21 protein-coding genes and 4 pseudogenes are annotated in these 26,767 nt (G+C 64.0%); 12 read left to right on the forward strand and 13 right to left on the reverse strand.

The genetic code is table 11. The annotated features are described in order from the left end of the window. Positions 1-588 precede the first annotated feature (588 nt). Positions 589-1,620 carry an IS110 family transposase gene (locus ACD578_RS25900; protein ID WP_404294519.1) on the reverse strand — a complete coding sequence of 344 codons (1,032 nt, stop codon included), beginning with the start codon at positions 1,618-1,620 and terminating at the stop codon, positions 589-591. A gap of 115 nt (positions 1,621-1,735) precedes the next feature. Here ACD578_RS25900 and ACD578_RS25905 point away from each other — a divergent pair, with 115 nt between their 5' ends. Together ACD578_RS25905 and ACD578_RS25910 are read left to right on the forward strand one after the other, a co-directional pair. Then, entirely contained in the window at positions 1,736-2,806 is a 1,071-nt protein-coding gene (locus ACD578_RS25905) for an IS110 family transposase (RefSeq protein WP_404295580.1), read from the forward strand. Between the two features lie 322 nt (positions 2,807-3,128). Continuing rightward, positions 3,129-4,159, forward strand: a pseudogene (locus tag ACD578_RS25910) (IS3 family transposase); the annotation flags it as partial. A gap of 107 nt (positions 4,160-4,266) precedes the next feature. On the opposite strand, the gene ACD578_RS25915 reads toward ACD578_RS25910, so the two are convergent. The 4 genes from ACD578_RS25915 to ACD578_RS25930 form a co-directional block, all read right to left on the reverse strand. Next, positions 4,267-5,532, reverse strand: a complete 1,266-nt coding sequence (locus ACD578_RS25915) for an IS256 family transposase (RefSeq protein WP_404294716.1) — start codon at positions 5,530-5,532, stop codon at positions 4,267-4,269. A 252-nt stretch (positions 5,533-5,784) separates the two neighbouring features. Continuing rightward, positions 5,785-6,027 (reverse strand): zinc ribbon domain-containing protein, encoded by a 243-nt coding sequence (locus ACD578_RS25920; RefSeq protein ID WP_404294717.1) that lies wholly within the window; start codon positions 6,025-6,027, stop codon positions 5,785-5,787. Between the two features lie 461 nt (positions 6,028-6,488). Further along, a complete protein-coding gene (locus ACD578_RS25925) occupies positions 6,489-7,523 on the reverse strand; it encodes an IS630 family transposase (protein ID WP_404294719.1) in 1,035 nt (344 codons plus the stop codon). A 391-nt stretch (positions 7,524-7,914) separates the two neighbouring features. Then, positions 7,915-8,574 (reverse strand): hypothetical protein, encoded by a 660-nt coding sequence (locus ACD578_RS25930; protein ID WP_404294720.1) that lies wholly within the window; start codon positions 8,572-8,574, stop codon positions 7,915-7,917. 45 nt (positions 8,575-8,619) lie between these two features. On the opposite strand from ACD578_RS25930, the gene ACD578_RS25935 reads away from it, so the two are divergent. Together ACD578_RS25935 and ACD578_RS25940 are read left to right on the forward strand one after the other, a co-directional pair. Continuing rightward, positions 8,620-8,886 (forward strand): transposase, encoded by a 267-nt coding sequence (locus ACD578_RS25935; protein ID WP_404294722.1) that lies wholly within the window; start codon positions 8,620-8,622, stop codon positions 8,884-8,886. A 240-nt stretch (positions 8,887-9,126) separates the two neighbouring features. Continuing rightward, the gene (locus tag ACD578_RS25940) at positions 9,127-10,500 is read left to right on the forward strand and encodes an IS110 family transposase (protein ID WP_404294723.1); all 1,374 of its coding nucleotides are present in this window, start codon (positions 9,127-9,129) and stop codon (positions 10,498-10,500) included. A gap of 7 nt (positions 10,501-10,507) precedes the next feature. Here ACD578_RS25940 and ACD578_RS25945 read toward each other — a convergent pair whose 3' ends face one another. Next, positions 10,508-12,187: an IS1182 family transposase gene (locus tag ACD578_RS25945; protein WP_404294577.1), complete on the reverse strand. Its 1,680-nt coding sequence runs from the start codon at positions 12,185-12,187 to the stop codon at positions 10,508-10,510. A 141-nt stretch (positions 12,188-12,328) separates the two neighbouring features. Here ACD578_RS25945 and ACD578_RS25950 point away from each other — a divergent pair, with 141 nt between their 5' ends. The 3 genes from ACD578_RS25950 to ACD578_RS25960 all read left to right on the forward strand — a co-directional run bounded on the left by ACD578_RS25950 (position 12,329) and on the right by ACD578_RS25960 (position 14,989). Continuing rightward, positions 12,329-13,024, forward strand: coding sequence for a hypothetical protein (locus tag ACD578_RS25950; RefSeq protein ID WP_404294725.1), 696 nt, complete (start codon positions 12,329-12,331; stop codon positions 13,022-13,024). A 304-nt stretch (positions 13,025-13,328) separates the two neighbouring features. Continuing rightward, positions 13,329-13,862 carry a helix-turn-helix domain-containing protein gene (locus tag ACD578_RS25955; protein WP_404294727.1) on the forward strand — a complete coding sequence of 178 codons (534 nt, stop codon included), beginning with the start codon at positions 13,329-13,331 and terminating at the stop codon, positions 13,860-13,862. 38 nt (positions 13,863-13,900) lie between these two features. After that, positions 13,901-14,989, forward strand: coding sequence for an IS110 family transposase (locus tag ACD578_RS25960; protein ID WP_404294729.1), 1,089 nt, complete (start codon positions 13,901-13,903; stop codon positions 14,987-14,989). A 489-nt stretch (positions 14,990-15,478) separates the two neighbouring features. On the opposite strand, the pseudogene ACD578_RS25965 reads toward ACD578_RS25960, so the two are convergent. The 3 genes and pseudogenes from ACD578_RS25965 to ACD578_RS25975 form a co-directional block, all read right to left on the reverse strand. Next, positions 15,479-16,630 (reverse strand): annotated as a pseudogene (locus ACD578_RS25965) (recombinase family protein); the annotation flags it as partial. A 301-nt stretch (positions 16,631-16,931) separates the two neighbouring features. Further along, positions 16,932-18,035 (reverse strand): IS110 family transposase, encoded by a 1,104-nt coding sequence (locus tag ACD578_RS25970; protein WP_404294731.1) that lies wholly within the window; start codon positions 18,033-18,035, stop codon positions 16,932-16,934. 87 nt (positions 18,036-18,122) lie between these two features. Further along, positions 18,123-18,593 (reverse strand): helix-turn-helix domain-containing protein, encoded by a 471-nt coding sequence (locus ACD578_RS25975; protein ID WP_404294732.1) that lies wholly within the window; start codon positions 18,591-18,593, stop codon positions 18,123-18,125. A 252-nt stretch (positions 18,594-18,845) separates the two neighbouring features. On the opposite strand from ACD578_RS25975, the pseudogene tnpC (ACD578_RS25980) reads away from it, so the two are divergent. Next, positions 18,846-19,670 (forward strand): annotated as a pseudogene (gene tnpC / locus ACD578_RS25980) (IS66 family transposase); the annotation flags it as partial. 228 nt (positions 19,671-19,898) lie between these two features. On the opposite strand, the gene tnpC (ACD578_RS25985) reads toward tnpC (ACD578_RS25980), so the two are convergent. The 3 genes from tnpC (ACD578_RS25985) to ACD578_RS25995 are packed head-to-tail and all read right to left on the reverse strand — an operon-like array spanning position 19,899 to position 22,792. Continuing rightward, complete coding sequence (gene tnpC / locus ACD578_RS25985) at positions 19,899-21,182, reverse strand: IS66 family transposase (RefSeq protein WP_404294734.1); 1,284 nt, start codon at positions 21,180-21,182, stop codon at positions 19,899-19,901. Further along, positions 21,169-22,149, reverse strand: a complete 981-nt coding sequence (locus tag ACD578_RS25990; RefSeq protein ID WP_404294736.1) for a tyrosine-type recombinase/integrase — start codon at positions 22,147-22,149, stop codon at positions 21,169-21,171. The genes tnpC (ACD578_RS25985) and ACD578_RS25990 overlap by 14 nt, the downstream gene beginning before the upstream one ends. Continuing rightward, on the reverse strand, positions 22,142-22,792 hold the full coding sequence (locus ACD578_RS25995; RefSeq protein ID WP_404295595.1) for a tyrosine-type recombinase/integrase: 651 nt from the start codon (positions 22,790-22,792) through the stop codon (positions 22,142-22,144). The genes ACD578_RS25990 and ACD578_RS25995 overlap by 8 nt, the downstream gene beginning before the upstream one ends. Before the next feature lie 106 nt (positions 22,793-22,898). Between ACD578_RS25995 and ACD578_RS26000 the strand changes: the two genes are divergently transcribed. Continuing rightward, a complete protein-coding gene (locus ACD578_RS26000) occupies positions 22,899-23,978 on the forward strand; it encodes an IS630 family transposase (protein ID WP_404294242.1) in 1,080 nt (359 codons plus the stop codon). Positions 23,979-24,009: 31 nt separating this feature from the next. On the opposite strand, the gene ACD578_RS26005 is transcribed toward ACD578_RS26000, so the two are convergent. Next, a complete protein-coding gene (locus tag ACD578_RS26005; protein WP_404294737.1) occupies positions 24,010-24,279 on the reverse strand; it encodes a hypothetical protein in 270 nt (89 codons plus the stop codon). On the opposite strand from ACD578_RS26005, the pseudogene ACD578_RS26010 reads away from it, so the two are divergent. The 3 genes and pseudogenes from ACD578_RS26010 to ACD578_RS26020 form a co-directional block, all read left to right on the forward strand. Beyond that, positions 24,190-24,726 (forward strand): annotated as a pseudogene (locus tag ACD578_RS26010) (helix-turn-helix domain-containing protein); the annotation flags it as partial. The gene ACD578_RS26005 and the pseudogene ACD578_RS26010 overlap by 90 nt on opposite strands. A 242-nt stretch (positions 24,727-24,968) precedes the next feature. Then, complete coding sequence (nifB, locus tag ACD578_RS26015) at positions 24,969-26,450, forward strand: nitrogenase cofactor biosynthesis protein NifB (protein WP_404294739.1); 1,482 nt, start codon at positions 24,969-24,971, stop codon at positions 26,448-26,450. Positions 26,451-26,484: 34 nt separating this feature from the next. Then, positions 26,485-26,718 carry a 4Fe-4S dicluster domain-containing protein gene (locus tag ACD578_RS26020; RefSeq protein ID WP_404294741.1) on the forward strand — a complete coding sequence of 78 codons (234 nt, stop codon included), beginning with the start codon at positions 26,485-26,487 and terminating at the stop codon, positions 26,716-26,718. The last annotated feature ends 49 nt before the right edge of the window (positions 26,719-26,767 follow it).

Here is a 26,767-nt window from a genome sequence, read left to right on the forward strand (position 1 = left end):
ATTTGAACAGCGGGACAAGTGGAGTTTCTGCCTGAGAGCGGCCAGAATGGCTGCCGAACAGGAGAAACGATGAGCAAGAGACCCCGCCGCAATCACTCACCGGCTTTCAAGGCCAAAGTGGCCCTGGTCGCTTTGAGAGGCGAGAAGACCCTGGCCGAGTTGGCGCAACAGACCGTATGTTCGTTGCCAGCGGAGGTGGCTCGTCCACACTATGCGGCGAGCGAGGGTTGCGCCGGATGGGCCGGCGCCGAGCCTCCCGCACAGGGGACGAGCCATGCAGCAGAAGAGCAAAGTGTTTGTCGGTCTGGATACCTTCTTTATTCGGCTAGTTCCAGTCAAGCGTCTTTAAATCCATCGCGGCGTTCGGTGCAGTGGCCCCCTGCAGGCTCTCGCTTCTTTCCGGAATCGGCATCAAAGCCCTTCCATAATGGGATCAGAAGAATGAAGTGGAACAATCTCTAAAGCGTTCTCTCGCAACTTGCGAAGGAGACCAGGTATCCAGCGAACTCACTTCATTCGTCGTCCCGCGAGGGAGACCGCTCCGCCAGCCGGCGAAGTTCCGAGACTTTCTTGAATCGTGATCGTGTGTCAGGCGGCCGATGCCGCCTTCGCCCACCGGAACTCGGTTCCGTCGCTCCACACGCGATGCAGGATGACAGCCAGGCGCCGGGCCAGCGCAATGATTGCTTTTCTCGCTCCGCGCCGCTTGGCCACGTTCATCGCCCATGCTTTCAACCACGACCATCTCGTCACTCGCGTGAGCAGCGTCTGAGCGGCTTCAAACAGCAGCGTTCGCATCATGCCATCACCACACAGCGAAATCCTGCCAACCCGCTTGCTTTCGCCGGACTGATGCTGCACGGGCGTGAGGCCCAGAGCCGGCCCCACCGCTTTGGAATTCCGAAACCGGGCTGGGATGTCGATGGTGGCGACGAAGGCCAGAGCGACCACAGGCCCTACTCCAGGGACGGTCATGAGCCGGCGGCAGACCTCGTCGCCACGCACAATCTCCAGAAGCTTGCGATGCAGGCTGGCAAAGTGCTCGCGCAGGGTCCGGCGAGCATCCAGAAGCGGCTTGGTGATCTCGGCCAGGTCCGGCAGGCCAGCCACCAGTTCGTGAATACGCTCCTCGAACTTGAGCGCACCGACAACTCCGACCTTGAGGCCAAAGTTGCGGAGCAGACCGCGTAAATCATTCTCGATGGCAATGGCCTTTTCCTGCAGGAGCTTACGGGCGGTCAGCAGCGCACGGCGCTTCTGGCTCGCCAGCGTCTTGACGTGAACCGGTCGGAACAGGTTGACCCGCATCATCTGGGCGATGCCGCGGGCATCATTCCGGTCGGTCTTGTTGACCTGGGCCTTGAGGAAGGCCTTGGTGTGCCGGGTCTCGATACACACGACGGGCAAGCCTGCCCTGGCGAGCCCATCGAAGAGCCATTGGGAGAGCGGGCCCGCCTCAAGGCCGATCCGCTCCATCCGCCAGGCAGGATCTTGTAGGACCTGAAGAAGGTCCTCCGGATGGCTGGGAGCCTTCAACTCGCGACAGATCCTCCCTGTCTCATCGACAATGCACACCGATGTCTCCTTGACCGAAACATCCAGACCCACGTAGTGCTTCATGCTGCGCTTCCTCTACTAAGACCCGAAGTCGTTCTCAACTGCTCTCGTTGTATCATTGGCCTGACGCACTGCCCCCATCAACCAGTGGAGGGCTCCGCAGCCGGCCGAATATCCCATCTCGAAACTGAAGATCTCGGGCGCCGTGGCCGAGGACGGCCGTCAGGGCGAAGTCCGCTTTCTCGGCGAGATCGACAATACCCCCGAGGCGGTGCGGCGTCTGGTCCACAAGCTGGCGAGCCGACACAGCGAATTGTTGTTCTGCTATGAGGCGGGGCCGACCGGCTATGGCCTGCAGCGCCAGATCAGCGCGTTCGGATACGATTGTGCGGTCATCGCCCCGTCCCTGATCCCCAAACGCCCGGGCGAACGGGTCAAGACCAACCGGCGCGATGCCTTGACCCTGGCCCGGCTGCACCGGGCCGGCGAGCTGACCGCCATCTGGGTGCCGGATCCGGGGCATGAGGCGGTGCGGGCGCGCGAAGCGGCCATGGCGGATTTGCGCGAGAAGCGCCAGTACCTGCAATCCTTCCTCCTGCGCCATGGGCGGATCTTCTCCGGCCGCAAGCCTTGGACCCGGGCGCATGCCCGCTGGCTTGCGGAGCTCGTCTTCGAGCATCCGGCTCAGTACTTGGTCTTGGGCGAATACCGGCAGGCGATTGCGGATGCCGAGGCGCGGTTGGAGCGGCTGACCCAGCAAGTCGCCGAGATAGTCGCGACCTGGTCGATGGCGCCGGTGGTCGAGGCCTATCAGGCCCTGCGCGGGGTAGCGCTTCTGACTGCAGTAACCTTTGTGGCAGAGATTGGTGATGTGCGCCGCTTCGAGAGCCCACGGCAGCTGATGGCCTTTCTCGGCCTGGTGCCGTGTGAGAGCTCGACCGGTGAGCGGGTGCGGCGGGGCGGCATCACCAAGGCCGGTAACACAAGGGTCCGTCGGGTGCTGATCGAGGGGGCTTGGACCTATCGCTTTCCGGCCCGGATGAGCCGTTTCCTGCAGGAGCGCCAGGAGGGCTTACCAGCGATCGTGCGGGCGATTGCCTGGAAGGCGCAGGTGCGGCTGTGCGCGCGTTATCGCCGGCTGATGGCGGCCGGCAAGCGCCAGACCGTGGTAGTAACCGCGATTGCGCGGGAGATGGCGGCGTTCCTGTGGGCGATCGGGCGCGAGATCCAACCCCGTTTGGCCGCCTAAAGGTGCACAAAGACAAGATCTCACAAAGACCTGGATCACGTTCGCCTGACATCTGTGATTGCGCAGCACCGGAGGCAGGGCCTCGGTGGGGAACCCTCGTTCGAATTGTGTGGCCGATGGGACACCATTGACGCCCGTCAACAGATCGAGGCAGCCCCGGACGAACACACGGAAATGCGGTCACCAACCCGCGCATCAGAGTCTGCTCAACCGTCGTCTTGCGGCTCTGCCTCCGGCCCTGCGCAATTGCTTCATCCTTGTATGCCCTGATCGTTGCAGAGGAGCGCACACCCACGTCCGACATCATTGACAACGAACATCAGAGTTCGATGTCCATCCCAACCAGATCACCCAGTGGAAGGCGCAGCTCCTCGACGGAGCGGTCGGCGTGTTCGGGGCCGAGAAGGCAGCGACGCCACCTGTGGACGTGAAGACGCTGCATGCCAAGATCGGCGAGCTGACCCTGGCCAATGATTTTTTAGAACACGCGCTCGCCAAAGTCGGAACGTGGCCGAGCGCAAAGCGATGATCGATCGCTCGCATGACCTGCCGCTGACCCGGCAAGCCGAGGAACTCGGGATCAGCCGGGGCAGCCTCTATTACCAGCCGCAGCCGGTCTCGGCGACTGATCTGGCCCTCATGCGGCGCATGGACGAACTGCATCTTGCCTATCCGTTCGCGGGCAGTCGGATGCTGCGCGATCTGCTGGTCGCGGAGGGCTTTACGGTCGGACGCCTGCATGTTTCCACGCTGATGAAGCGGATGGGCATGGAGGCGATCTACCGCAAGCCCAACACCTCCAAGCCAGCGTCCGGGCATCAGATCTATCCCTATCTGCTGCGCAAGCTGCCGATCACCCGCTCCAATCAGGTCTGGGCCATGGATATTACCTACATCCCCATGGCGCGCGGCTTCGTTTATCTGGCGGCGGTAGTCGACTGGTTCAGCCGGCGGGTTCTGGCCTGGCGGCTGTCGATCACCTTGGAGGCTGCGTTTTGCATTGAGGCCCTGGAGGAAGCGCTGGCCCGCTATGGCCGGCCGGGGATCTTCAACACGGATCAAGGAAGTCAGTTCACCAGCCACGACTTTACCAGCGTGCTGCTCAAGAACGAGATCGCGATCAGCATGGATGGCAAGGGCGCCTGGCGCGACAACGTCTTTGTCGAGCGGCTCTGGCGGTCCATCAAATACGAGGAGGTCTATCTGAAAGCCTACGACAGCGTATCCGAGGCCCGCGCCTCAATCGGCCGATATCTGACTTTTTACAACAGCCGGAGGCCTCATTCGAGCCTTGACCGGCAGACACCCGATCAGGCCTACTTTACCCCGCTGCCGCAACTCGTGGCAGCTTAACACGGCAGAGCCTCCACTTATCCGTCCGAAAACCCTGTTCAGACAAACCGAGCCTCCTCAAGGTGATGGCTCGAGGACCTATGCTAGATTTTGGGTGACGGGGCCGATCAGGCGGCGCTGTTTGTCGGCATCGGGATGACTTCGGTGCCGTCCTGGAATCTGACACCGGCGATCACCTTCGGCAACTGGTTTTCGCCCATCAGCCGGCGCCAGCCTTTCGCGGCCGCCATCACCAGCTTGAAGACCATCAAGCGTGCAGTCTTTGAGGACAGCGCGCCCTTGGTGCGCACGGTGCGGTGCCGGACCGTCGCGAACACGCTCTCAATCGGATTGCTTGTTCGCAGATGAAGCCAATGCTCGGCGGGAAAGTCGTAAAAGGCGAGCAGAGCGCGCTGATCCTTCGTCAGGCATTCGGCGGCTTTGGGATAGCGAGCCGCATATTTCTCGACGAAGACGGCGATCGCCACCTCGGCTGAGGCGCGGCTTGGCGCGAGATAGATTTCCCGCAGGTCGGCCTTCATGCCTGGCTGCACCGATTTGGGCACCTTGTTGAGCACGTTGATAGTCTTGTGCAGCCAGCACCTCTGATGGTGCGTCCCGGGAAAGAGCTCGTCGAGCGCCTTCCAGAAGCCCAGTGCTCCATCCCCGACAGCGATCCGGGGCGGAATCGACAGGCCCCGCCGCTTGATCTCGACGAGAAGCTCTCTCCAGCTCTGCGTACTCTCGCGCACGCCGGTCTGGAAGCCGACCAGCTCTTTCTTGCCTTCCGGGGTGGCGCCGATCAGCACCAGCATGCATTCAGCCTGATCCTCCATGCGGGCCTGAAGGTAGACGCCGTCGGCCCAGACATAGACGTACCGACGGGCTGACAGGTCCCGGGCCTGCCAGCGATCGTATTCGGCCTGCCATTCTCCCGTCAGTCGGGTGATCACGGAAGGCGAGAGGTTCGGTGCGTCCTTGCCCAGCAATGCTGCCAAAGCCTCCTGAAAGTCGCCGGTGGAGAGCCCGCGGAGATAGAGGATCGGCAGCAGCGCATCCAGGCTCTTCGACCGTCGCGCCCATTTCGGCAGGATGGTGGAGGAAAAGCGGATACGGTCCTCGCCGGTGGCGCCCCGATCGCGGATCTTGACCCGGCTGACCTCCACCGGGCCGATGCCAGCCTGGAGCATTCGCTCCGGCCCATGGCCATGCCGGACCAGACGGTCGCGGCCATCCGGCAGCTTCAGGTCGCGCATCTGAGCCAGGAAGGCCTCAGCCTCATTCCCAGTCGCCTGGGCCAGCAGCTGGCGGGCGCCAGCGCGCAAGATATCCGTCAGGGGATCATCGATTGCATCGGGCTGACGCAGGCGCAAAACATTGGTAGTCTCGTTCATGGCGTATCGCTCTCTCGAAGAGGTTCTGGCAGGCTCGACACCCGCCTCGATACGCCGCCCTTCTCACACCGTCATCACCCAGTTTCCGCCATAGTTCCTTCAGGCCCGCGATGCGCGGCTGGAACTCGCCAGGTTCGATCATCCCCTCGGCGTAGCTGTCAATCAAGCGCCCGATCCCGCACTGGAGACGCGCGATTTGGCGCCTAAGCTGGAGTACGTCGGAACAACTGCCTGTGTGGTCTTGGGTTTGCGTCAAGCGCCGGTGATATTCACATGGCATCCATCGGGGTCCTCCAGCAGCGCGCGCACCCGGTCCCAGACCGCCTGCTCCAGATGATCGCCTCGGATCTGAGGATTGTCACACACCGCATGGTCGTCGAACCGATGCCCGTCTGTTCCGATGCAGCGATAGTAGCAGTACACGCCTTTGGCAGGATCCCGCTTCGATTGCGGGGCTGTCTTGCCATAAGAGGCATAGCCGCAGCGGCGGCACACTCGTCAGCCCCTGCAGCAGCCAGCGCGGCCCTGTCCGGGCTTCCCGCTTGCGCTGGCGGTTCTCCTGCAACTGCATCTGAGCGGACTCAAACACGGCCGGGTCCACCACAGTCGGCACCGGGACCTCTTTATTAACGAGGTCCAAAAGGTCGTGTTGCGCGAGATGCTGGGCAACGATGCCGTAGTCGTAACCATCGGTACTATCAATGGTGGGCACGCGACAAACATTATTTGCCCCTCAGTTGCCATCACGAGCACAATAAGTACAAGCAGTCCCGAGCGTCGGGAGCTGCTGGTGCGACGCGTACGCGAGGTGGCGGGGAGTAGCGCTGCAATGCATCGGGGCAAAGCCGGGTTTTCCTCGCATTTGGGCAATCCCCCGGTAGTCACCGATAGTGTAATGGCCGAGTGCTTCCGGCAGCTTGTTCTTGAATTATTGATCCGGCCTCCATTGTCTTGGCTCATGCGGCGTAGCGGACGGGCTCGTGGCGGAAGTAGCTTCGGATGCGGGAAGGCGATTGGGAGAGCCGGCGCATGTGGCTGATGACGCTGCGCTTAAGGTCGTGTTTGCTGCGGGCCGGGGGCTTGCGCGTGACAGCCTGCTTCAGGTCAGCGTTCAACCCCTCGTCTGGGTTCAACTCCGGACTGTAGGCGGGCAGGTAGAACACCTCGATCTTGGTCCTGTGCGCGGCCAGCCAGTCGCGGATCTGGCCGGCCCGGTGCACCTGCAGCCGGTCCAGAACTAAGAACACCTTGCGCCGGACGTCCCGGATAAGGCGCTGGAGGAAGCGGATCAAGGCCGCGGCGTTCACGGCCCCATCGAGAACCATCCAGCGCAATGCGCCGCGGTTGCTCACGGCAGAGATCAGGCTCAGCCCGGCTCGCCGGTGACAGACCCGGACCACCGGCGTCCGGCCTCGCGGCGCGTAGCCGCGGCCGCGCACGTCGTCCGAGCGCAGACCGGTTTCGTCACCCCAGAAGATGGTGCCGTGCGCCCGACGGGCCGCCGCCACGATAGCCGGGTAATCCCGCCGCAGCCAGCACCGCACTGCGGCCGGGTTCTGTTCGTAAGCGCGCCGCAACGGCTTCTGTGCCGTGAAGCCCCAGCGCGCCAAGTATTTGCCCACAGTCCGTATGGCCAGCGCGACCCCGCAGCGCTGCCGGATCACCTCGCAAACTGCTGCCCGGTTCCACAAGGCAAACGGCAGCCCCAACTCGTCCGGCGGATGCCGGCAGATCAGCCGCCGCACCGCTGCCTCCTGGGCCACATCGAGCAGCCGCTGCTCATTGGGCTTGCGCCCGCGCGGCTGGCTCACCAGCCCCTTGGCGCCCTCGGCCGCAAACCGCTTGCAGATATCAAATACCCCGGTCCGTGACAGTCCGACCTGCGCCGCAATCGCCCCGTAGGTCAGCCCCCGCTCGCGCAACCCAAGCACCTGACGCCGCCGCTCCTCTGGAGCCGCTGCCGGCAGCTTACGCATGTCCACGTGCTTCATGCTAATCGAGGTGGGGTTGCCTGTCGCTCGTTCAAGACAATGAGGGCCGGATCAATAGTACACATAGCAACGAGCTTCGAGTGAGGGTTGTGCCTGAATTGGACGGTCCGGCCACACGCCTTGAACTTGGGGGAGCGCCGAGCCTGGGTGCTGCCAAAAAGTGATCGGCTCCACCTCAATGGGCGCTCAGACTACTGGTCCGTAGAAGCAAAAAGAAGCGGCATCCATGTGTAGGCGATTGCGCTCTCTGCCGTCTGTCGGGAAAGCAACAGTTCTGAGCAAACTCTCCCCGGCCTTGGGCACCTCCAAGACAGCTCGGGCCTCGGTATTTATCCGCCGCTCCTCAGCTCGAGTTTGGCCATTTCTGGTGGGTCTATAGGCCATCTGCGGGTCAGTCCGGATCGGCAAATCTCACCAGGCTCATGAGTGCGTCCATCACGGCAATGCGGTAGATCGCGGTGGCAAACCGGCGATCATTGGCAATCGCGTCGGCATCGCCATGCACGCGCTCCAGCATGGTATCGAACACCTCCTCCATCATCTCCGCATCCACAGGCACAACAACCCCGCACGTCATCGCAAAAGCTTCCGGTGTGCTCAGTCGCATCGCGAGCGAGGTGCCAGGATGAGCCGTCTGCTCCAGATGCTCGTCAACCAGCCAAGCCTCTTCCTGGCGCATGAGATCCAGCACCACCAAGCCGGCCGTCTCATGCCGGCGCTCAATCCGCCAGACCGAGAAGCGGGCCCGGAGCAGGGCCTGCAACATCACGTCCTCATCCGAGCCGGGCGTCGCGGCAGCGTTGCGGACATAGCGGTCCATCCCGCGCGAGCGGCCCGGCGCCGCGGTGTAGAGGGCCAGGTCGTACGCCAACGTCACCTCGTCCAGGCTCTCGGCCACCAGCATCTTGCCGACCGTGAGGCCTAAGCGACGCGCCTGTTCCATCAGAGCCGAATCCGGCACAAAGCGGAGGGCCTCGTTGTGATGGTGGGTGCTGATCGCGCGCAGATGACGGTAGCGCGTCAGGATCTCGGTCCGACCCATTTCGGCCATGGCGACCTCCCAGGCTCTCAGGCCTGATTGTGGGAGATCGTGGCCATGCCCGTCCAGCCCCATGTTCCTGACCTCCTGTCCACTTGGCTGGTTCCGTTCCGGTCCTGCCTGACCGGACCAACCTTCCGCCATGCCCTCGTGCTCGTTATGGGGGCTCTTCTCACCCCAGGGCGTCGGACCGTCACCGCCATGCTTACCGTTGTCGGCCTCGCCCGCACCCGCAGCTTCACGAACTATCACCGCGTGCTCAACCGCAACCAGTGGTCCAGCCGCGAGATCGCGCGATGCCTGCTCTGGTCTTGCTTCGCTTAAGATACTGCTGGCGAACGGGCGCGGATTTTCAATCCGCCTGTGGCGGGAGAAACAGGGCGCCCTATGATCGACCGTGGAGGGGAGCGGCCGATGTGAATGTGGTGGTCCCAACCCCGATGGCGAACATGGTCCACGGGCTGCTGCGCACTTGAGAGTGGTGACGCCCAGGCGATCCCGGTTAGGAATGTGATGATCTCGCACAGCCCCGCCCTCCGTTGATGTCTCGAGGAGGAGCCTGCCATGACGCGCAAGTCGCCATCCCGCCTGCAGCGGGATCTCGCCCCGGTCCACCCCCATGCGGCCGCCGTTGATATCGGCGCCCGGATGCATGTGGCGGCCGTCTTGCTCCGCTGTGATCCCGAGCCGGTGCGCACCTTCGGCACCTTCACGGGCGACCTGCAGCGCCTCGCCGACTGGTTTGAGCAATGCAGGGTCGCCACGGTGGCCCTGGAGTCGACCGGGGTCTACTGGATCCCGCTCTACGAGATCCTCACCCAGCGCGGCTTTGCCGTGGTGGTGGTCAATGCCCGCGAGGTCAAGCAGGTGCCGGGCCGCAAGACGGACGTGTGCGACGCCCAGTGGCTGCAGCGTCTGCATGAGTACGGGCTTCTGCGGGCCAGCTTCCACCCGCAAGGCGAGATCGCCACGCTGCGCTCTTATCTGCGCCAGCGCGAGCGCCTCCTGGAAGCCGCCGCCGCCCACATCCAGCCCATGCAGAAGGCGCTGATCCAGATGAACCTGCAGCTCCAGCACGTGGTGGCTGACATCACTGGCCAGACGGGGCTGCGCATCATCCGGGCCCTTGTCGCCGGCGAGCGCGATCCGGACCGCCTGGCCGCCTTGCGCGACGGGCGCTGCAAGACCCCGCTTGCGACTCTGCGCGCCGCGCTGGTCGGCAACGATCGGGAGGAGCACGTCTTCGCCCTGGCCCAGGCGCTGGAGCTGTATGAGATCTACCAGACCAAGGTGGCCGCCTGCGACGAGCGCATTGCGGCCGTACTGGAGCGCCTGCAAGCCCAGAACCCGCCTCCGGCGGCGGCGCTGCCGCTGCCCCGTCGCGCGCAGCCGCAGGCCAATGAGCCGGCCGTACCGGTGCGCGCGGCCCTGCATGCGATCCTCGGGGTCGACCTGACCCAGATCGATGGGATTGGACCCGACCTGGCGCTCAAGCTGGTCAGCGAGTGCGGCACGGATCTCGCGGCCTGGCCGAGCGCCCAGCACTTCACCTCCTGGCTCGGCCTCGCGCCGCACAACAAGATCTCCGGGGGCAAGGTGCTGTCGAGCCGCACGCGCCGCTCCGGCAGCCGGGTCGCGGCGCTGTTGCGGCTGGCCGCGGGCGCGGTCGGGCGCACCCAGACGGCGCTGGGCGCCTTCTACCGGCGGCTCGCCGCGCGGGTGGGCAAGGCCAAGGCGATCACCGCGACGGCGCGCAAGATCGCGGTGCTGGTCTACAACACGCTGAGCCACGGCATGACCTATGCCGATCCCGGGGCGTCCTACTACGAGGAACGCTACCGGCAGCGGGTGCTGAGCAATCTCCGCCGCCGCGCCAAGTCACTCGGCTATGTCCTGGAAAAGGCAGAGCCCGCCTCAACCGCAGTAGTTGTTTCTTAGGAATTCATCATGCTGGGATGGGAGCCATCATGAGCTTGGTAAAGGCGGATTGCCGCGTTCGTGCGAGCGGCGTGCCCGCAAACCAAGCCCCGAGTCGGATGAGGTTCATGGCGGCTGCCGTCAGCACGTGTTGAAGGTGCGTTTTGGCGAGACCGATATAGCGCGAGCGCCGCAGATGCATGACCCGGACGCCTGCCGAAATCGTTCCCTCGATGCCAGCGCGCCGTCGATACTCTTTTGAGAAGGCAAGCTGCCCCTCGCGCTGGCGAGCCGCCTCCAGCGTCTCGTGTTCCTCGCGTGGTCGTAGCGTGAGCAGTCGCCGCCCGCTTCGGGTACACTGTGTCTTCAGGGGACAAGGTCGACAATCTGTTGTCGAGAAACGAACCTTGAAGGCGGTCCGTCCCTGATGGTCGTCGGGACTCCAGCTCTTGCTCTGATGCCCGGCCGGGCAGGTCGCCACTTCCCGCTCCCAATCGAGGCGGAAGTCCTGCACCGTGAAGCCCTCGCCTGAACGGGCCTGCCATTGATCATCCTTGGGAGCCGGGCCTAACAGCGCGACACCCTTCCTCCGGCTGGCGACAAGCTGGTCGGCCGCAACATAACCGGCATCGGCCAGATGAGTACCGGGCAGCAGGCCCTTGGCTTCGAGCGCTGCATGGATGTCTTCGAGCGCGTCGCGATCAACGACAGGTGCCGGCGTAGTCTCCACATGCGTGATCAGGTGTGGTCCGCCCTCATCGCACGTCTCGGTCAGATGCACCTTGTAGCCGATCCAGATCGTGGACTGCTTCCTGGCGTAGTGCACCTCCGGATCGTAGGGCGAGGCGAGCATCAACAGCGAGGGTGGAAATCCCTCCTGTTCGGTCCGCCATCGCACCAGGGGAGTGGCCTTAGATCCGGCGGCCGGGACATCGCCAATGATGGAGAAATTCTGGAGCCAGGCCTGCCGCAGCAACTCAACGGCCGGGATCTGACGCAGCCATATCGGAGCGCCAGGAGCCATGATGGCCGCAAGCAACTGATGACCATCGCGGCCGATCTGCTCGGCATGAGCACGCCGCTTCGTCTCGCCTTGCGGCACGTCATGATCGCCAGCCCGCCGGTCATATCGCTCCAGCCAAGCAGGATCCGCCTCAGCGCGCAGCCACTCGGGGGCCGCTATCGCCAAGGCATTCAGGGCCGCGCGCAGGGTTTCGGTCACGCATTCGAGACGGTTCAGGGAACGGACGGTTCCGAGCACATGGGTCGAGTCGGTGCGCTGCCGGCCCCGGGCACTGAGCAGCTTCAGGTCACGGCACAGCGCCAACAGCGTGTCGAGCAGATGCTCCTCCGCGCCGCCGGCCACGAGACGGCCGCGGAACTCGCTCAGAACCGAAGCGTCGAAGCCAGGGTCGGTCAGCTCCAGGCCGAGCAGATACTTCCAGTCGATGCGACCGCGGACCGCATCGGCCGCGCGCCGGTCGGGCAGGTTCTCGGCGAACTGGAGCAGGGTCACCAGCGCCAGCCGCCACGGGCATTCCGCCGGTTGCCCGCAAGGGGCGAAGAGGGGTGCGAACTGGGCGTCGGTAAAAATCGTCCCGAGGTGGTCACGCAAGCGCAGATAGGGATTGCCACGGGGAAAGGCCGCACGGGCAACGGTTGCGGTTGACGCTGGGACATTCCCACTCAAAGTCGGGCGGAGCGACATGAGAACCCTCCAGGTCTGAACCCAAGCCCCCTACAGCCTGAACGCCGAGCCTGCCTCAATCGCTCCACCCCGTTCGCCAGCAGTATCTTTTTCGATGCAAGTCCAATTGACCTGTTGAATGCGGTTCGGCATCGCCTGTGCATGATCACGCGCCTGCGTCTGGATGCGCGCCTGTTCACGCCGGCTCCGCGCCGTCGGCCCGGAACCCGAGGGCGCCCCCGCATTGTCGGGCAGCGTCTTCCGAGCCTGGCTGAACGCCTGGCCAATCCCAAAACGGCATGGCGGCGTGTCTGGGTCGACGGTTGGTACGGCGGTGACGAACGCCTGATCGAGTTCGTCTCCGGCACGGCGATCTGGCACCATCCCGGCAAGCACGTGCCGATCCGCTATGTTCTGGTGCGCGACGTGGCCGGCTTGCTCAAGCCTCAGGCGTTTCTGTGCACGGACCTCGAGGCCGATCCTCTTGAGATTGTGCGCTGGTTTGTGCGGCGCTGGAGCACCGAGGTGACCTTTGCCGAGGTTCGCAGACACCTGGGGATGGAGACGCAGCGCCAATGGTCGGACAAGGCGATCGCCCGCACGACACCAGCCCTGCTGGGGCTGTTCTCGCTGGTCAGCCTCTGGACCGATGATCCCGCCATTCGGCGCTTGGCTCGCCCGCGGTGTGCCGCTTGGTACAACAAGCACACGATCACCTTCAGCGATGCTCTGGCAGCCGTCCGACGCTCGCTCTGGGCCGCCGCAGTTTCCAATGCGTCACGCCGGCCCGCCAACATGACAAAATCCCAAATCGATGTTCTGAAACGAATGACAGCAGCGCTCTGCTATCCAGCATAAATGGCCAAAGTCGAGCTCAGACAAGGTGCTGGTGAGCTCGCCAGTGAAGGGGCGCTGCCAGCGATTACCCCCTGTGTTGAGAAAGAGGTAAGCAACGATTACTGCGCCAACGATAATGAGAGCGACAGTGGCAACCAGAATGGGCCAGCCAATTCGGGTTTCGTGAGCCAAGCGCTCATTCACCTCGTGGCGCTTCTGATCTAGTGCCTCATCCGTCTCGTTGTGTCCGAAGATCATTTCTACCCCGCTAAGTAGGTCATCATAAGTCTTGCAACGCGAGCACTGCGGGTGTTTCCTGGGGAGCATGCAACGACATGATCACTCTCCCGAGACGTGGCTCGACGAGGCGGATCGCAAGCGGCTTGCCGCAGCGCTTGCTGGCGCCCGTGAGGCTCGTGTGTATCGCCGCCTCGAGGCGCTGCTGCTGGTGGCCGAGGGCCATTCCATGGCCGAGGCGGCTCGCCGCTGCCGGGTCAATCGCTCCAGCGTGCACCGATGGTTGATGCAGTACCGGGCCGAGCCTGAGGCCAGCGCGCTCCTCGACCGGCCGCGCAGCGGGCGGCCTCGCCTGCATCGCCCGCTGACGCCGCAGCGACTGGCGGCGGCCCTGGCGCGCGACCCGCGCCGCTGCGGCTACCAGGCCACGAGCTGGACGGTGCCGCTGGTGGCGCACGACCTAGCCGCGAAGGGCCTCGCGGTCAGCCCCCAGACGCTGCGGCGGCGGCTGCACGAGGCGGGTTATCGCTGGAAGCGGCCGCGCTATGTCTATGTCGAGCGCGCAGCTCATCTGCCGCAGAAAAAAGATCCTATGAGGCGACGGACAGCGGAACTCGGGTAGGGTTTCGGGGTCCGACATCCGAACCCTGGAGACGCCCCATGGACCTCTCAACCGTTGCTCTGCCGCCCGTCAGCGAGAAGCCTGCCACACTTTTTGTGGCCCTGGAATTGAGCAAGGCGACTTGGCTTGTCGCGCTCCACTCGCCAGCGGCCGACAAGGTCAGCCTGCATCGCCTGGCTGGGGGCGACACGCAGGAGTTGCTCACGCTGATCGCCCGCAAGCGCGATCAGGCGCAAACCGCCCTGGCGCGTCCGGTGCACGTGATGTCGTGCTACGAGGCAGGCTATGACGGGTTCTGGCTGCATCGTCTCTTGTGCGCGTCCGGTCTCGACAACCGGGTGCTGGACGCGGCCAGTATCCTGGTCGACCGCCGGTCACGCCGGGCCAAAACAGATCGGCTCGATGCTGCGGCGCTGCTGCGCACCCTGATGGCCCTCGACCGCGGGGAGCCGCGGGTCTGCCGCGTGGTGCGGGTTCCCAGTCCGGAGCACGAGGATGAGCGCCGGCGCAGCCGGGAGCGAGCCCGGCTTGTCAACGAGCGGGGTCAGCATGCGAGCCGGATCAAGGGATTGCTGATGACCCAGGGCATCCGCGACTTTGCGCCCACGCGGCGCAATTGGCGCGAGCGGCTTGCAGAGCTGCGCACGGCTGATGGGCGGGCTCTCGCCGCCTGCCTGACGGCCGAGATCGAGCGGGAGTGCCGCCGCTTGTGGCAGGTGATCGGCATGATTGCAGAGGTTGAGGCCGAACAGGTTCACGCCGCTGAGAAAGCGGCCACCGGGGCCGTCCAGCTAAGCCGGCTGCGCGGCATTGGCCTGACCAGCGCCAGCATCCTGGCCGACGAGGTCTTCTTTCGCAGCTTTCAGAACCGGCGCGAGATCGCCGGCTATCTCGGCCTGGCCTCCAGCCCCTGGAACAGCGGCGCGGTCAGCCGCGATCAAGGCCTTCAGCGATCCGGCAACCCCCGCGCGCGCCGCACCGCGATTGAGCTGGCCTGGCTGTGGCTGCGGCACCAACCCGAGAGCGATCTGGCCCGCTGGTTCCAGGAGCGCGTCGGCGCCGGCAAGGGGCGCATCCGCCGCACAATGATCGTAGCTCTGGCCCGCAAGTTGATGATGGCGTGTTAGACAATGGTGCAAATTCCGGCGAGTCTCGGACGTACCCGATGAGCCGGGATCAACCCGGAAGACCACCCGGACAACATCATCGGCAACCTCGATGCGCTTGACGAGAGTACAGATGATATCGCGCTTCGTCGCCCAATCTGCACTCGTCAGTCGGTCGCGCACCATCGTCGCAAACAGGTCGAGTTTACCAATGACGAGGTGCAGCGAGCGGATCTGATCATCGGCTTCCTGGTGAGCCTTGGCTTCGGCTTCCAGCCGGGCTGTCCGGCGGCGCAACGCGGCCAGGCGCGGCTCGAATTCAGGCTTGTCGATCAGTCCCTCCGTGTAGCTGTCGATCAGCCGCTCGATCGCGCGGCGCGCCTTGGCCAGCTGACGGCCGAGAGCATCGAGCTCGAACCGCTGCGGCGTTGCTTGAATCGCATCCAGGCGTCGCTGATACTCCTCGATCACCCGCGTCGGGTCGTCGAGCAGCCGACAGACCTCGCTCCAGACCGCCTCATCGAGCTGATCAACCGCCACCAGCCGAGCATCACATCGCCGGGCACCATGGAACCGGGTCCGGTCGGTGCCGCAACAGCGATAGTAGCTCCACGGCCCGCTCGATCGTTGCCCCGTGAAGCCATAGCCGCATTTCTGACAGACAAGCAGACCTCGCAGCAGGTACTGAGCGCCCGCAAGACGCTCGCGATGACGCTTCCGGTTCTCTTCCAGCCGCTCGGCGACGCGCGCAAAGAGGTCTTCATCAACAAGGGCCGGCACCGCAATGCTGATGTGCTGCTCGGCGGCGGCTGGCACTTGCCGGTAGGGCCGCCGCGGCAGGCCCTCATGGCCACGCGGCGGATGAAGCGGTGGCTGCCACGGCACGCATTGGCGCCGACCATAGACCGCCTGGCCGGCATAGGCCGGGTTGCGCAGCAGGGTATAGATCATCGCCCGGCTCCAGTGCGGTCGACCGGTCGGGCTGGGAACCCCGCTGGCGTACAAGCGCCGGCCGACCCCGGCCAGCGTCAAGCGCTCATGCCCGACCCAGGTGAAGATCTGGCGCACGATCCGGGCAGCCTCGTCGTCGATCTCGTAGCGTGCGGCTCCCCCACCAGCTTCACGCGTGATGTAGCGATAGCCAAAAGGTGCCCGGGATAGGACGCTGACCGAACCGCTTTGGGCGCGGTGGCGCTTGCCGCGCCGGCTGCACTCCATCACCTTGGCCCTCTCGTACTCGGCAAACATGCCCTGAAGCTGCAGCAGGAGGCTGTCCTCGGGCGTGCTCCCGATCGCGCGATTGAGGAAAACAACCTGGGTGCCGGCCTGGGAGAACTCCTCGATCAGCAGGGCTTGATGCGCATAGCTGCGGGCCAAGCGATCCGGGGCATGGATGTAGACCAGATCGATCGCCGACAGAGCCACAAGATCGCGCAGACGCTCCAGGGCCGGACGGATCAGGCTGGCGCCGCTGTGGCCGTTGTCGATGAACCGCAAATCCTCCCGCACGTCGTGGCCGTCCTGGGCCACTCGGGCGGTCAACTCGGCCAGTTGGCTGTCGATGGTGTGATGCTCAGCCTGCTGGTCGGAGGAGACGCGGGCATAAATGGCGACCTGCAGGGTCTGTGGGGCCGAAACGGCTCTCAGGTGCGGAGTTCTCATCGCCTGCTCCCTCAGAAATGGGTGTTAGCGCGCTCGATGACAGGGAACAGGTACGCAGGGGCAGGAGGCGCTCGTAGGCGCGTCCCAAGGCCTCGCGACTGCCCCGTCTGACCTCGAAGCCGACCTCAAGGCGCAGAGGTCGGCGCCTCGTGCAAAGCTTGGCCATCGTGGTCCTCTTCCTTCGCCGGTCTGGCCTATCCAGATCCGGCTAAAGGCTTCAACGTCGGACCCGCCGTACGATGGCGCAAAGCCGCGCGGGCAATCGTATGGACAAAACTGAGCGGAAACTTTGCACCATTGTCTAACACGCCATCAGCAGCTTGCGGGCCAAGGCCACAATCGCAATGCGTCTGACCCGACCGGTGGCCGACCCCACACGGCTGCGGAACCAGACCGCGAGCGCACTGTCAGGCTGGTTGCGCACCCACAGCCAGGCGAGTTCGATCAGCGCCTTGCGGGCGCGGGCGTTGCCCGCCTTGGTGATGCCCTGCTCGCGCGATCGGCGCCCGCTCGCAAACGGACTGGGGGTCAGCCCCACATAGGAAGCCACGTGGCGCCGGCTGGCAAAGCATCGGTCGAACACCTCCTTGGCGAGGACGGTTGCCAGTTCGGGCCCGATGCTCCTCACGTGCAGCAAGGCCCCGAGCTTGGACGGGGACGCTGCTTTCGCGGCCGCCGCCGCTTCGGCATCGCGCCTCGTCTCGACCTCGGCCAGCTGGCGCAGCACGAGTTCGAGCCAGTCGAGCTGACGGGCGATCTCCTTCGACAGTCGCGGTGGCAGGGGCCGACCATCCCCCGTGATCAGCTGCGCCAGGCGCGGGCGGCGATCCGACCGCAGCGGCTCGTAGTCGGCGATCCCCTGGGTGGCGCACAGCCCCTGGATCCGGTTGACGAGGCGAATGCGCTCCTGCAGCAGCGTGGCGCGCTCGCGGCTCGGGCGACGCGCATCCTCCTCGTCCGGCGACGGCGGGCGGACCATGGAGCAGACCTTCGGCTCGCCGCGGGACCAGGCCATCAGCGCCCGCAGCAGAGCCTGGGCATCCAGGCGGTCCGTTTTGGCCCGCCGGGCCCGGCGGTCGACCTGCAGCGAGCTCGGGTCCATGACATGGCTGCTGACACCGTGCGCCGCGAGAAGGCGGTGCAGCCAGAACCCGTCGCGGCCGGCCTCGTAGCAGCATGACACGTGCGGGCTCACGCCGGTGCGGCGTTCCACGCGGGTCTGGATGCGGGCGAGCAGCTCGAGCACCGCCTGTCCGTCACCGGCGGGGAGCCGATGCAACTCGATCTTGGCGGCATCGGGCGCATGCAGCGCCACCAGCCAGGAGCGGCGGCTGAGTTCGAGAGCGAGATAGATCGTGTGGGTGCTGCCCGAGAAGGAAGCGTCGGCTGATGGAGAGTGGAACATGAGCGACCTCCGGAGGTGAGGAGACCGCCTTACTTCACCAATCTGGCGGTCCCTGGCCCATGAGATCTTTTTTCGGCGAACGCCGGATCAACCCGCTCGCCAAACCAGGTCTCGTGCTTGCGCCAGCGCAGGCCTTCGTGGAGTAGGGTATCGCAATGCGGCTGCGCCGCATTGCGATACCCTTCGCTTCATGCAGGTAGGCGGCCCGACGGTCGAGCGTCCAGGCGGCAAACGGCAGCCCGAGGGTCTGAGGCTTGGCAGCGCAGTGGCGATCACGGTGGCGGTTTGTTCAGATGTGTAGGTGGGCGGGCGGCCCGACCGATACCGGTCCTTGAGAGCGCCCAGTCCCTCGGCATTGAAGCGCCGGATGCGCTTGCGCACGGTCTCGCCATCAAGGCCGACCCGAGTTGCGATGGCTGATGCACTCTCTCCGCGACTGGCCCGCAAGATGATCTGGGCGCGTTGCACGCTCTGGGCCGGAGCCGTGCGTGAATGAGCCAACTTTTGGACCGCCGCACGTTCCGCAGCAGTCATCTCCCGTATGCAGACTGGTGCCATCGGTCACCTTCCCCAGCAGGTCAGAAGGGACTGCCATTATACCCCGCAACCTGCCGGATGCACCACTTAGACAGGGCATTACTCCGCACAGTCACTTGAGGGTATCGATTGGTGCCATCCCCGGCAACCCTGGCGGCCGTGCAAGGCCGGCTAGCGGAATTGTGTTGCAATCTCCGACGGATCTGATCCATTGGCGATATGACACTCTCGACTCCCAACCCTCTCCCGACTGACTTAGCTGCCGCGCACGCGATGATCCTTGCCGAACGCGAGGAACGCCGTGCTGCGGAAAGCCAGCTTGCGGATGCGCGCGCCGAGGATGCGACGGCTCAAGCCCGTCTGTCGAGCCGGGAAGGCTTCATTGCGCACCTGAAGCTTAAGATCGAGAAGCTGCGGCGAGAACTCTACGGAGTGCGTTCCGAGGGCAAGGCGCGCCTGCTCGACCAGATGGAGTTGCAGCTTGAGGAACTCGCTGCTGATGCCAGCGAGGATACCGAAGTGGCAGAGATTGCGGCTTTCCGAGATGGGCAGGCGCGCTTTCGGCCACTCAAGCCATCCGCCCGCCGCGTCTTCTCCGAGCATCTGCCGCGCGAGCGTGCGGTGATCCCCGTTCCTGCGAGTTGCCCATGCTGCGGGTCGGATCGCCTCTCGAAGCTCGGCGAGGACATCCCCGAGACGGTGGAGGTCATTCCCCAGCAATGGAAGGTGATCCAGACCGTGCGCGAGAAGTTCTACTGCCGGCGATGCGAGACCATCACCCAGCCGCCCGCGCCCTTTGACGTGACGCCGCACGGCTTTGCCGGACCGAACCTCTTGGCTCAGATCCTGTTCGAGAAGTTCAGCCAGCATCAGCTCTTGAACCACCAGAGCGAGCGCTACAAGCGCGAAGGAATCGATCTCAGCGTCTCCACACTGTCCGACCAAGTCGGCGCCTGCACGGCAGCCCTTCAGCCGCTGCACGCCTTGAGCGACGCGCATGTGCTCAAAGCCAAGCGGTTGCATGCCGACAACACCACGGTGCCGATCCCCGCGAAGGGTAAGACCACGACAGGCTGGATCTGGACCTACGTGAGGGATTATGCGCACCCGATAATTATGCGCAGCTCACCGGGACAGGAGCGTATAACCATCGGTTTCCCGGATGATGTCCAGCTGGCGGACTGCGCATAATTTTTAAAGGCTCAACAGGAACTGCATGAGCTGGTCCGGCGGCCGATACCGGCTTTGACTGGCCGTCATGGGCAGTAATCGGTTGAGCGTACGCTCCTTCATGGTAATTACCCACGCCCTATTTCGCACTGAGGTTCAGACGGACACAGTCTGAAGGATTGTGTTGAACGCATTGGTTCCCGGACCGAGACGAGCCGTGTCAACGACCGTGCGAATGTCCGCCTCGCCCTCGGCGGCCCACATGGCGCGATAGCCGTTGGTCACCTTGCGCTGAATGACGGCGGGTCTGAGGGCGCGTTCGCAGGCATTGTTCGTCGCGTCAACCATGCCGGGCCAGTGGGCGAAGGTCAGAAGCTGATCGCGGGCACGCCGGAACTTGGTCTGCAGGTCGCGGGCCAGATCACAGGCTGTCGGCGCAGCCAGGATAGCGTCCAGACTGCGCTCCAGGACGCGGCGCTTGCGGGCGATGCTCGAGGCGGCAAGCGTTGCGACACCCTCCGCCAGGGCGAAGGCCCGGTGCAGCCACAGCTGGAGGCGGGAGGGCAGGACATCCGCGCTGATCTCATCGGCATAGGCGACGTCGCGGGAAAGATGGGCCAGACAGGTCTGGTGGGCGTCGGCATGGCCTTGTTGTGCGCTGTAGCGGTCGGAACACCAGACTGCGGGCCGATGCCCGTCCATCACGGTCCGGACCACGATGGCGCCCCAGGTCGGGGAGGCGTGATGGACAACCGCCTCGGCGCAGCGAAACACCCAATGATAGGCGTTAGAGCCCTCAATCCGGACGCCGGTCTCGTCCGATGCGACGACCGCAGCCCGGCGCAGTGCCGCCACCGCCTTTGCCCGGCCCTCGGCAAAGCGCCCCTGGGCCCGCTGCAGCAGGTTCATCAGCCCGCCCTGGCTGAGCGTGAGACCGAAGAGGTCGGCCAATGCGGCTTGCAGCCGTTCGTAGGACAGGGCCTGGAAGGTCTTCAGATAGGTGGCCACGGCGTGCAGCCGCGGCCCGAACGGCGTCCCCTTTGCGGCATCCGGCACGGGGGCGGCGGCCCGCTTGCCGCAGGCGGGGCAGCGCACCGCCAGGCGCCAATGTTGGGTGACATGGGGCGTTATCTCCGGGAGATCGATCTGCTCGTGGATGCTGATCGTCTCCCCCGGCAAATCCGCCATCAGGACAGCCGAACAGCACGAGCACCGATCAGGACGATGCTCGACCACCTCATCGGGCGTGGCGCTGATGATCCGGCTGTGGCCTTCATGTCCCGGCTTGGCACCGCCAGGCTTGGCCTGATCCCGACGCTGCTTGCGATCCGTCGCGGGCGGCTTTGAGGACGTGCGCGAGGTCTTCGGCGGATGCTGCATCCGCAGCACCAACTCAATCAGTTCTTCCTTCGTCAGGCGCTGCAAATCAGTGCGATCCATCTCCCCATGGATTCAGGAATTGCGCCTGCTGACAAGGGCGTGGGTAATTACCCTTCATGGCGAGATCCGCCTGAAGGTACATGTGCGTCGTGGCGGGGCTCTCATGACCCAGCCATAGGGCGATGACGCTGATGTCGACGCCGGACTGCAGAAGATGCATTGCTGTGGTATGGCGGATAGTGTGAGGCGAAATCGAGCGACGCGCGAGTTGCGGGTAACGTTCCGCGGCGGCCGAGACCGCAAGTTCAAGGCGCTGAGTGACGTTCGAACGCGCCATGCACCCTCCGCCCCGGTTCGGAAACAGGAAACTCTCCTCGCCCGCGCAGTCCAATCGGCGCTTCCAGTTGCGGATCAGGTTGGCGGTCGTACGCCAGAGCGGCACGCTGCGGTCTTTGCGCCCCTTTCCACGCAAGTGCGCGACCGCCGGGCTGTCGACGACCTCGCCGACGCGCAGGCCGATGGCTTCAGACACGCGGGCGCCGGTGTTGTACATCAGGCTGAACAGTGCACGATCGCGCTCACCTGCCCAGGTCCGTGCATCCGGCGCGTCAAGGATCGCCTGCATCTCCTCGCGGGACAAAAACCCCAGGACCGGCCGGTCGAATCGCTTCATCGGAATGGCCAGCGCCTGTTCGATGACGGGGAGCGCGGTCAGGTCGTAGTGGGCGGCATACTTAAGGAAAGTGCGAAGTGCCGCCAGGCGAGCGTTGCGAGTACGGGCGCCGTTGCTCCGCTCCTTCTCCAAGTGGTTGAGGAAGCTAAGGATTAACTGCGCATCGAGGTCGGCCAGGATCAGCCGGGTGGGCGCCTTTCCAATCGTCGCCTCGGCGAAGTCAAGCAACAATCGGAAGGTATCCCGGTAGGCGGCGATGGTGCGCGAACTGACGGCTCGCTGATTGCCCAGATGCTCGACGAAAAAGCGTTGAAGCAGGATGGGGAAGGACGGTGTCAGCTTGGGATCAGTCATGATGATCCCCTCCAATCGTAGAGGCAAATAGCTCGAACCGTTTGCCCGCGACCGCCATGAGCTCCGGGACGCCCGTCAGATACCAATAAGTATCGGAGATCTTGGCGTGGCCGACGTAGGTCGAGAGCGCCGCCATGGCATTGTCGATATCGGCGCCATGCTCGTGCCAGAGCTGGATCCGGCGGCAAATGAAGGTGTGGCGCAGGTCGTGAATACGCACCTCGCCATGGCCGCCCCGCACGGTCCAACCAAGGGTGGTGCGAAGCTTCTGGAAAACCTTATTGATCCTCCGCTTCGCGATGAATCCGCCCGCGGGGGACAGGAACAGCGGTGAGTCCTCGGTGGGCGCGCCATGACGCGCCCGAACCGCCAGATAGCGCCGTAGCGCGGCTACGACGGTGGCGTGTATGGGCACATGCCTGGACTTGCGGAACTTTGTGTTCCGAACCGTAAGGAACGCTCCGTCGAGATCGACATCACCGCAGCGCAGGTGGAGTGCTTCTGACCGGCGCAGACCCGTAGCGGCGATCAGCCCGAAGATCGTCGCGTAGGTTGCCGGCCGCAATCCGCCCTTAGGGGCCAGGCGCGAAGCGGCAGCCACAAGATCGCAAATCTCCTGCTCTGAATAGATGTGCGGTGCCAGGCGGCGATGTGAACGACCAAAGGTCGCGGATTGTGGGAACTCGGTGCTAGTGTTCTGTCACTGACGGGTGATTCCGAAATCCAGTGCAACATGCGATCCTGCCAGGATGGGTAAGATCGAACGCATTGAGGTTCCGACGGCTGATCGGGATCGCCTGGAGAACCTGGTCCGGGATCGCAATACGCCCCAGAAGGTTGTCTGGCGGGCTCGGATTGTTCTGCTGACGGGCGAGGGCTTGCGCGCCACCGAGGTGGCCGCCCGCGTTGGCACGAGCACTCTGACCGTCCGGCGCTGGCGCCGTCGCTATGCGCAGGCTGGCGTGGAGGGGCTTCTCAAGGACGCCTCTCGCCCACCGGGGCGCAAGCCTCTTTCGACCGCTGTGATCCATCGGGTTGTCGACATGACCCTGCATGAGAAACCACCGCGAGCGACCCACTGGAGCGTGCGCTCGATGGCGGCTGCCGTGGGCCTGTCCCACACCAGCGTGCAGCGGATCTGGCACGCCCACGGCCTCAAGCCGCACTTGGTCAAGACGTTCAAGCTCTCCACTGACAAACGTTTCGTCGAGAAGGTTCAGGACGTGGTCGGCTTGTATCTCGATCCGCCGGACAGGGCCCTGGTTCTCTCGGTTGATGAGAAGTCTCAGATCCAGGCGCTTGACCGCACCCAGCCGGGCTTGCCGCTCAAGAAGGGGCGCGCCGGCACGATGACCCATGACTATAAACGGCATGGCACCACGACCTTGTTTGCCGCTCTCGATGTGGCGACCGGAACGGTCCTGGGCACCTGCATGAAGCGGCATCGCCATCAGGAGTTTCTCCGCTTCCTGCGCGTCATCCATCGCAACACCGACAAGCGCCTCGACCTGCACCTGATTGTCGATAATTACGCGACGCACAAGCACCCAAAGGTGAAAGCTTGGTTGGCGAAGCACCCTCGCTTCCACCTGCACTTCACGCCGACATCGGCCTCGTGGCTCAACCAGGTCGAGCGGTTCTTCGCCCTGATCACCCAAGAGAGCATCCGCCGCAACGCTTTCACCAGCGTTCCTGACTTGGAGGCCACGATCATGGAATACCTGGAGTACCACAATGCTGATCCGAAGCCCTTCGTCTGGACGGCTTCTGCCGCCACTATCCTCGAAAAGGTCTTTCGTGCGAAACAAGCGTTAGAGTCACAACACTAGCTTGGCCCGACGAGCGGCCGTGAGGTGGTCGTCAGACAGGGTTGGAGGGGTCACCATCTGTGCTCTCCCGGATCGGCGGCCCCGGGCGCATCCGCCGCAGAAGTTCGGCCAGAAGCTGCGCCATCTGCGTCTGGGTCTCGGTCGGGAGGCTCCGCCACGGTCGCGGCGGGATGGTCCTGGAGCGATTCTGGTGCAGCGCTGCCGGTAGGGCCGCCTCCCGGCGCGAATCCTCGACCGGTTCAACAGGGAGAACGAGCGCCAGTTCACCTTTGCGCCGTCGGCGCTTGATGTGCTCTCGCAATGCGACTTCCCTGGTAACGTCCGTGAGCTGGAAAACTGCGTGCGAAGGACGGCTACACTTGCGCGTTCAAGAATGATCGCTCCGTCGGATTTCGCCTGCAAGAACAGCCAGTGCCTTTCTTCTCTCCTCTGGAAAGGCGCCAACCGTTCGCATGGCGGCAATGCCACCGGCGAGCTCGCCCGGGGCAACATGATGCCGGTTGGATCGCCGCCGCCGGCCAGGCGCATCGGCGCCTCGGAAGGCACGGCATCGCCCGCCAAGGTCGGCGATCCGAACGAACCCGCTTGGCGCGCAATGGGCCCGCGTCTGACGGAACGCCACCGGCTGATCGACGCGATGGAGACAGCCGGCTGGGTTCAGGCCAAGGCGGCTCGTATCCTGGGCCTCACGCCGCGGCAGGTCGGCTATGCTCTGCGCCGCCATGGTATCAAGCTGAGAAAATTCTAAACGTCCTGAGGACATCAAACGTCAGGCTGGAGCTGCCCCTCGTCGCGCTCTGTGTGCCTGAGACGCGTCGCCTCTCGCGACGCAGTTCGTTTGACCATTGTCGGAAGCCTGACAAAATTGTGTCGGAGCAACCCGACAGAATCGGACACGAAAAGCCAACACATTGAATTGAACCGTTTTTTAGGGGTGGCATCGCTCTTGCGTTTTGAACTGCGACGCTCACCCAGCAATGGAGCCGCTCGATGTCCGAACCGATGATTTCGCTCGAGAGCCTGACCAGCACGAAATCCTTCGACCAGTTGCTGGCGACCGCGAAATCCGGTGGCTGCGCGTCTTCATCCTGCGGCTCGTCCGCAAAGCCGGACGACATGGACTCGGCTATCTGGGAGAAGATCAAGGATCACCCCTGCTTTTCAGAGGAAGCGCACCACTATTTTGCGCGCATGCACGTCGCGGTCGCCCCAGCCTGCAACATCCAGTGTAACTATTGCAATCGCAAATATGACTGCGCCAACGAAAGCCGACCTGGGGTTGTCTCGGAAAAGCTGACGCCCGAGCAGGCGCTGCGCAAGGTGATGGCGGTCGCCAACGAAGTGCCGCAGCTTTCCGTGCTCGGCATCGCCGGACCGGGCGATGCCTGTTACGACTGGAAGAAGACAAAGGCAACCTTCGAACAAGTCGCCAGGGAAATCCCTGACATCAAGCTGTGCATCTCCACCAATGGGCTCGCGCTGCCGGACCATGTCGCCGAGCTTGCCGACATGAATGTCAATCACGTGACGATCACCATCAACATGGTCGACCCGGAAGTCGGCGCAAAGATTTATCCTTGGATCTTTTATGACCACCGCCGCTACACCGGAATCGAAGCCGCCCAGATCCTGCACAAGCGACAGATGTTGGGCCTGGAGATGCTGACCGCGCGCGGCATCCTTACCAAGATCAATTCGGTGATGATCCCTGGCATCAACGACGAGCACCTGATCGAGGTGAATAAATGGGTCAAGGAGCGCGGCGCGTTCCTGCACAACGTCATGCCGCTGATTTCCGACCCGGCGCACGGTGCATATTACGGCCTGACTGGGCAGCGCGGCCCAAATGCGATGGAGCTAAAGGCTCTTCAGGATAGTCTCGAAGGTGGCGCCAAGTTGATGCGCCATTGCCGGCAGTGCCGGGCCGATGCCGTCGGCCTGCTCGTCTCGGATCGTGGTCAGGAATTCACGCTCGACCAGATTCCCGGCGAGGTCACCTACGATGCCAGCAAACGCGAGGCCTATCGGGAGGTGGTCGCGCGTGAGCGCGGTGATCACGTGGCGGCTAAGAGTGCGGCGACCGGGATGGTCAAGGCAGCCGGCTCCGGCAAGTCGCTGCTCGTCGCGGTGGCGACTAAGGGTGGCGGCCGCGTCAACGAACACTTCGGCCATTCGAAGGAATTCCAGATTTATGAGGCCTCGCCGACAGGGATCAGCTTCGTCGGGCATCGCAAGGTCGAGCAGTATTGCCTCGGCGGCTGGGGCGAGGACGCCACCCTCGACGGCGTCATCGCTGCGCTCGAAGGCATAGACATCGTGCTGTGCGCCAAGATTGGAGATTGCCCCAAGGATCAGCTCACGGGAGCCGGAATCCGAGCAACGGACGCTTATGGCTATGACTACATCGAGACCGCGATCAGCGCGCTTTACACCGCCGAGTTTGGGGTCGAACCTCTGGCGGCGACGGCATGAGCGGTCTCATACCAACCAAAACCGGAGTCGAAGAATGGCCTTCAAGATCATTGCATCCCAATGCACCCAATGCGGTGCCTGCCTATTCGAATGTGCCTCCGGCGCGATCAAGCTCAAGGGTGAAACCTACGTGATCGATCCGGACAAGTGCACTGAATGCGAGGGGGTCTTCGATACGCAGCAATGCGCCTCGGTTTGTCCGGTGCCGAAGACCTGTGTTCCCGCGACCTCCAATTCGGCGACCGACACGGTTGGGGTCGCCTCCTGAGGAGGCTTTGAACTTCTCTATTGACAAGCTGCAGCTGCCAGAAAGGAAC

Origin of the sequence: Microvirga sp. RSM25, assembly GCF_044784385.1 — a bacterium.
In the GTDB taxonomy this organism is placed as follows: Bacteria; Pseudomonadota; Alphaproteobacteria; order Rhizobiales; family Beijerinckiaceae; genus Microvirga; species Microvirga tunisiensis.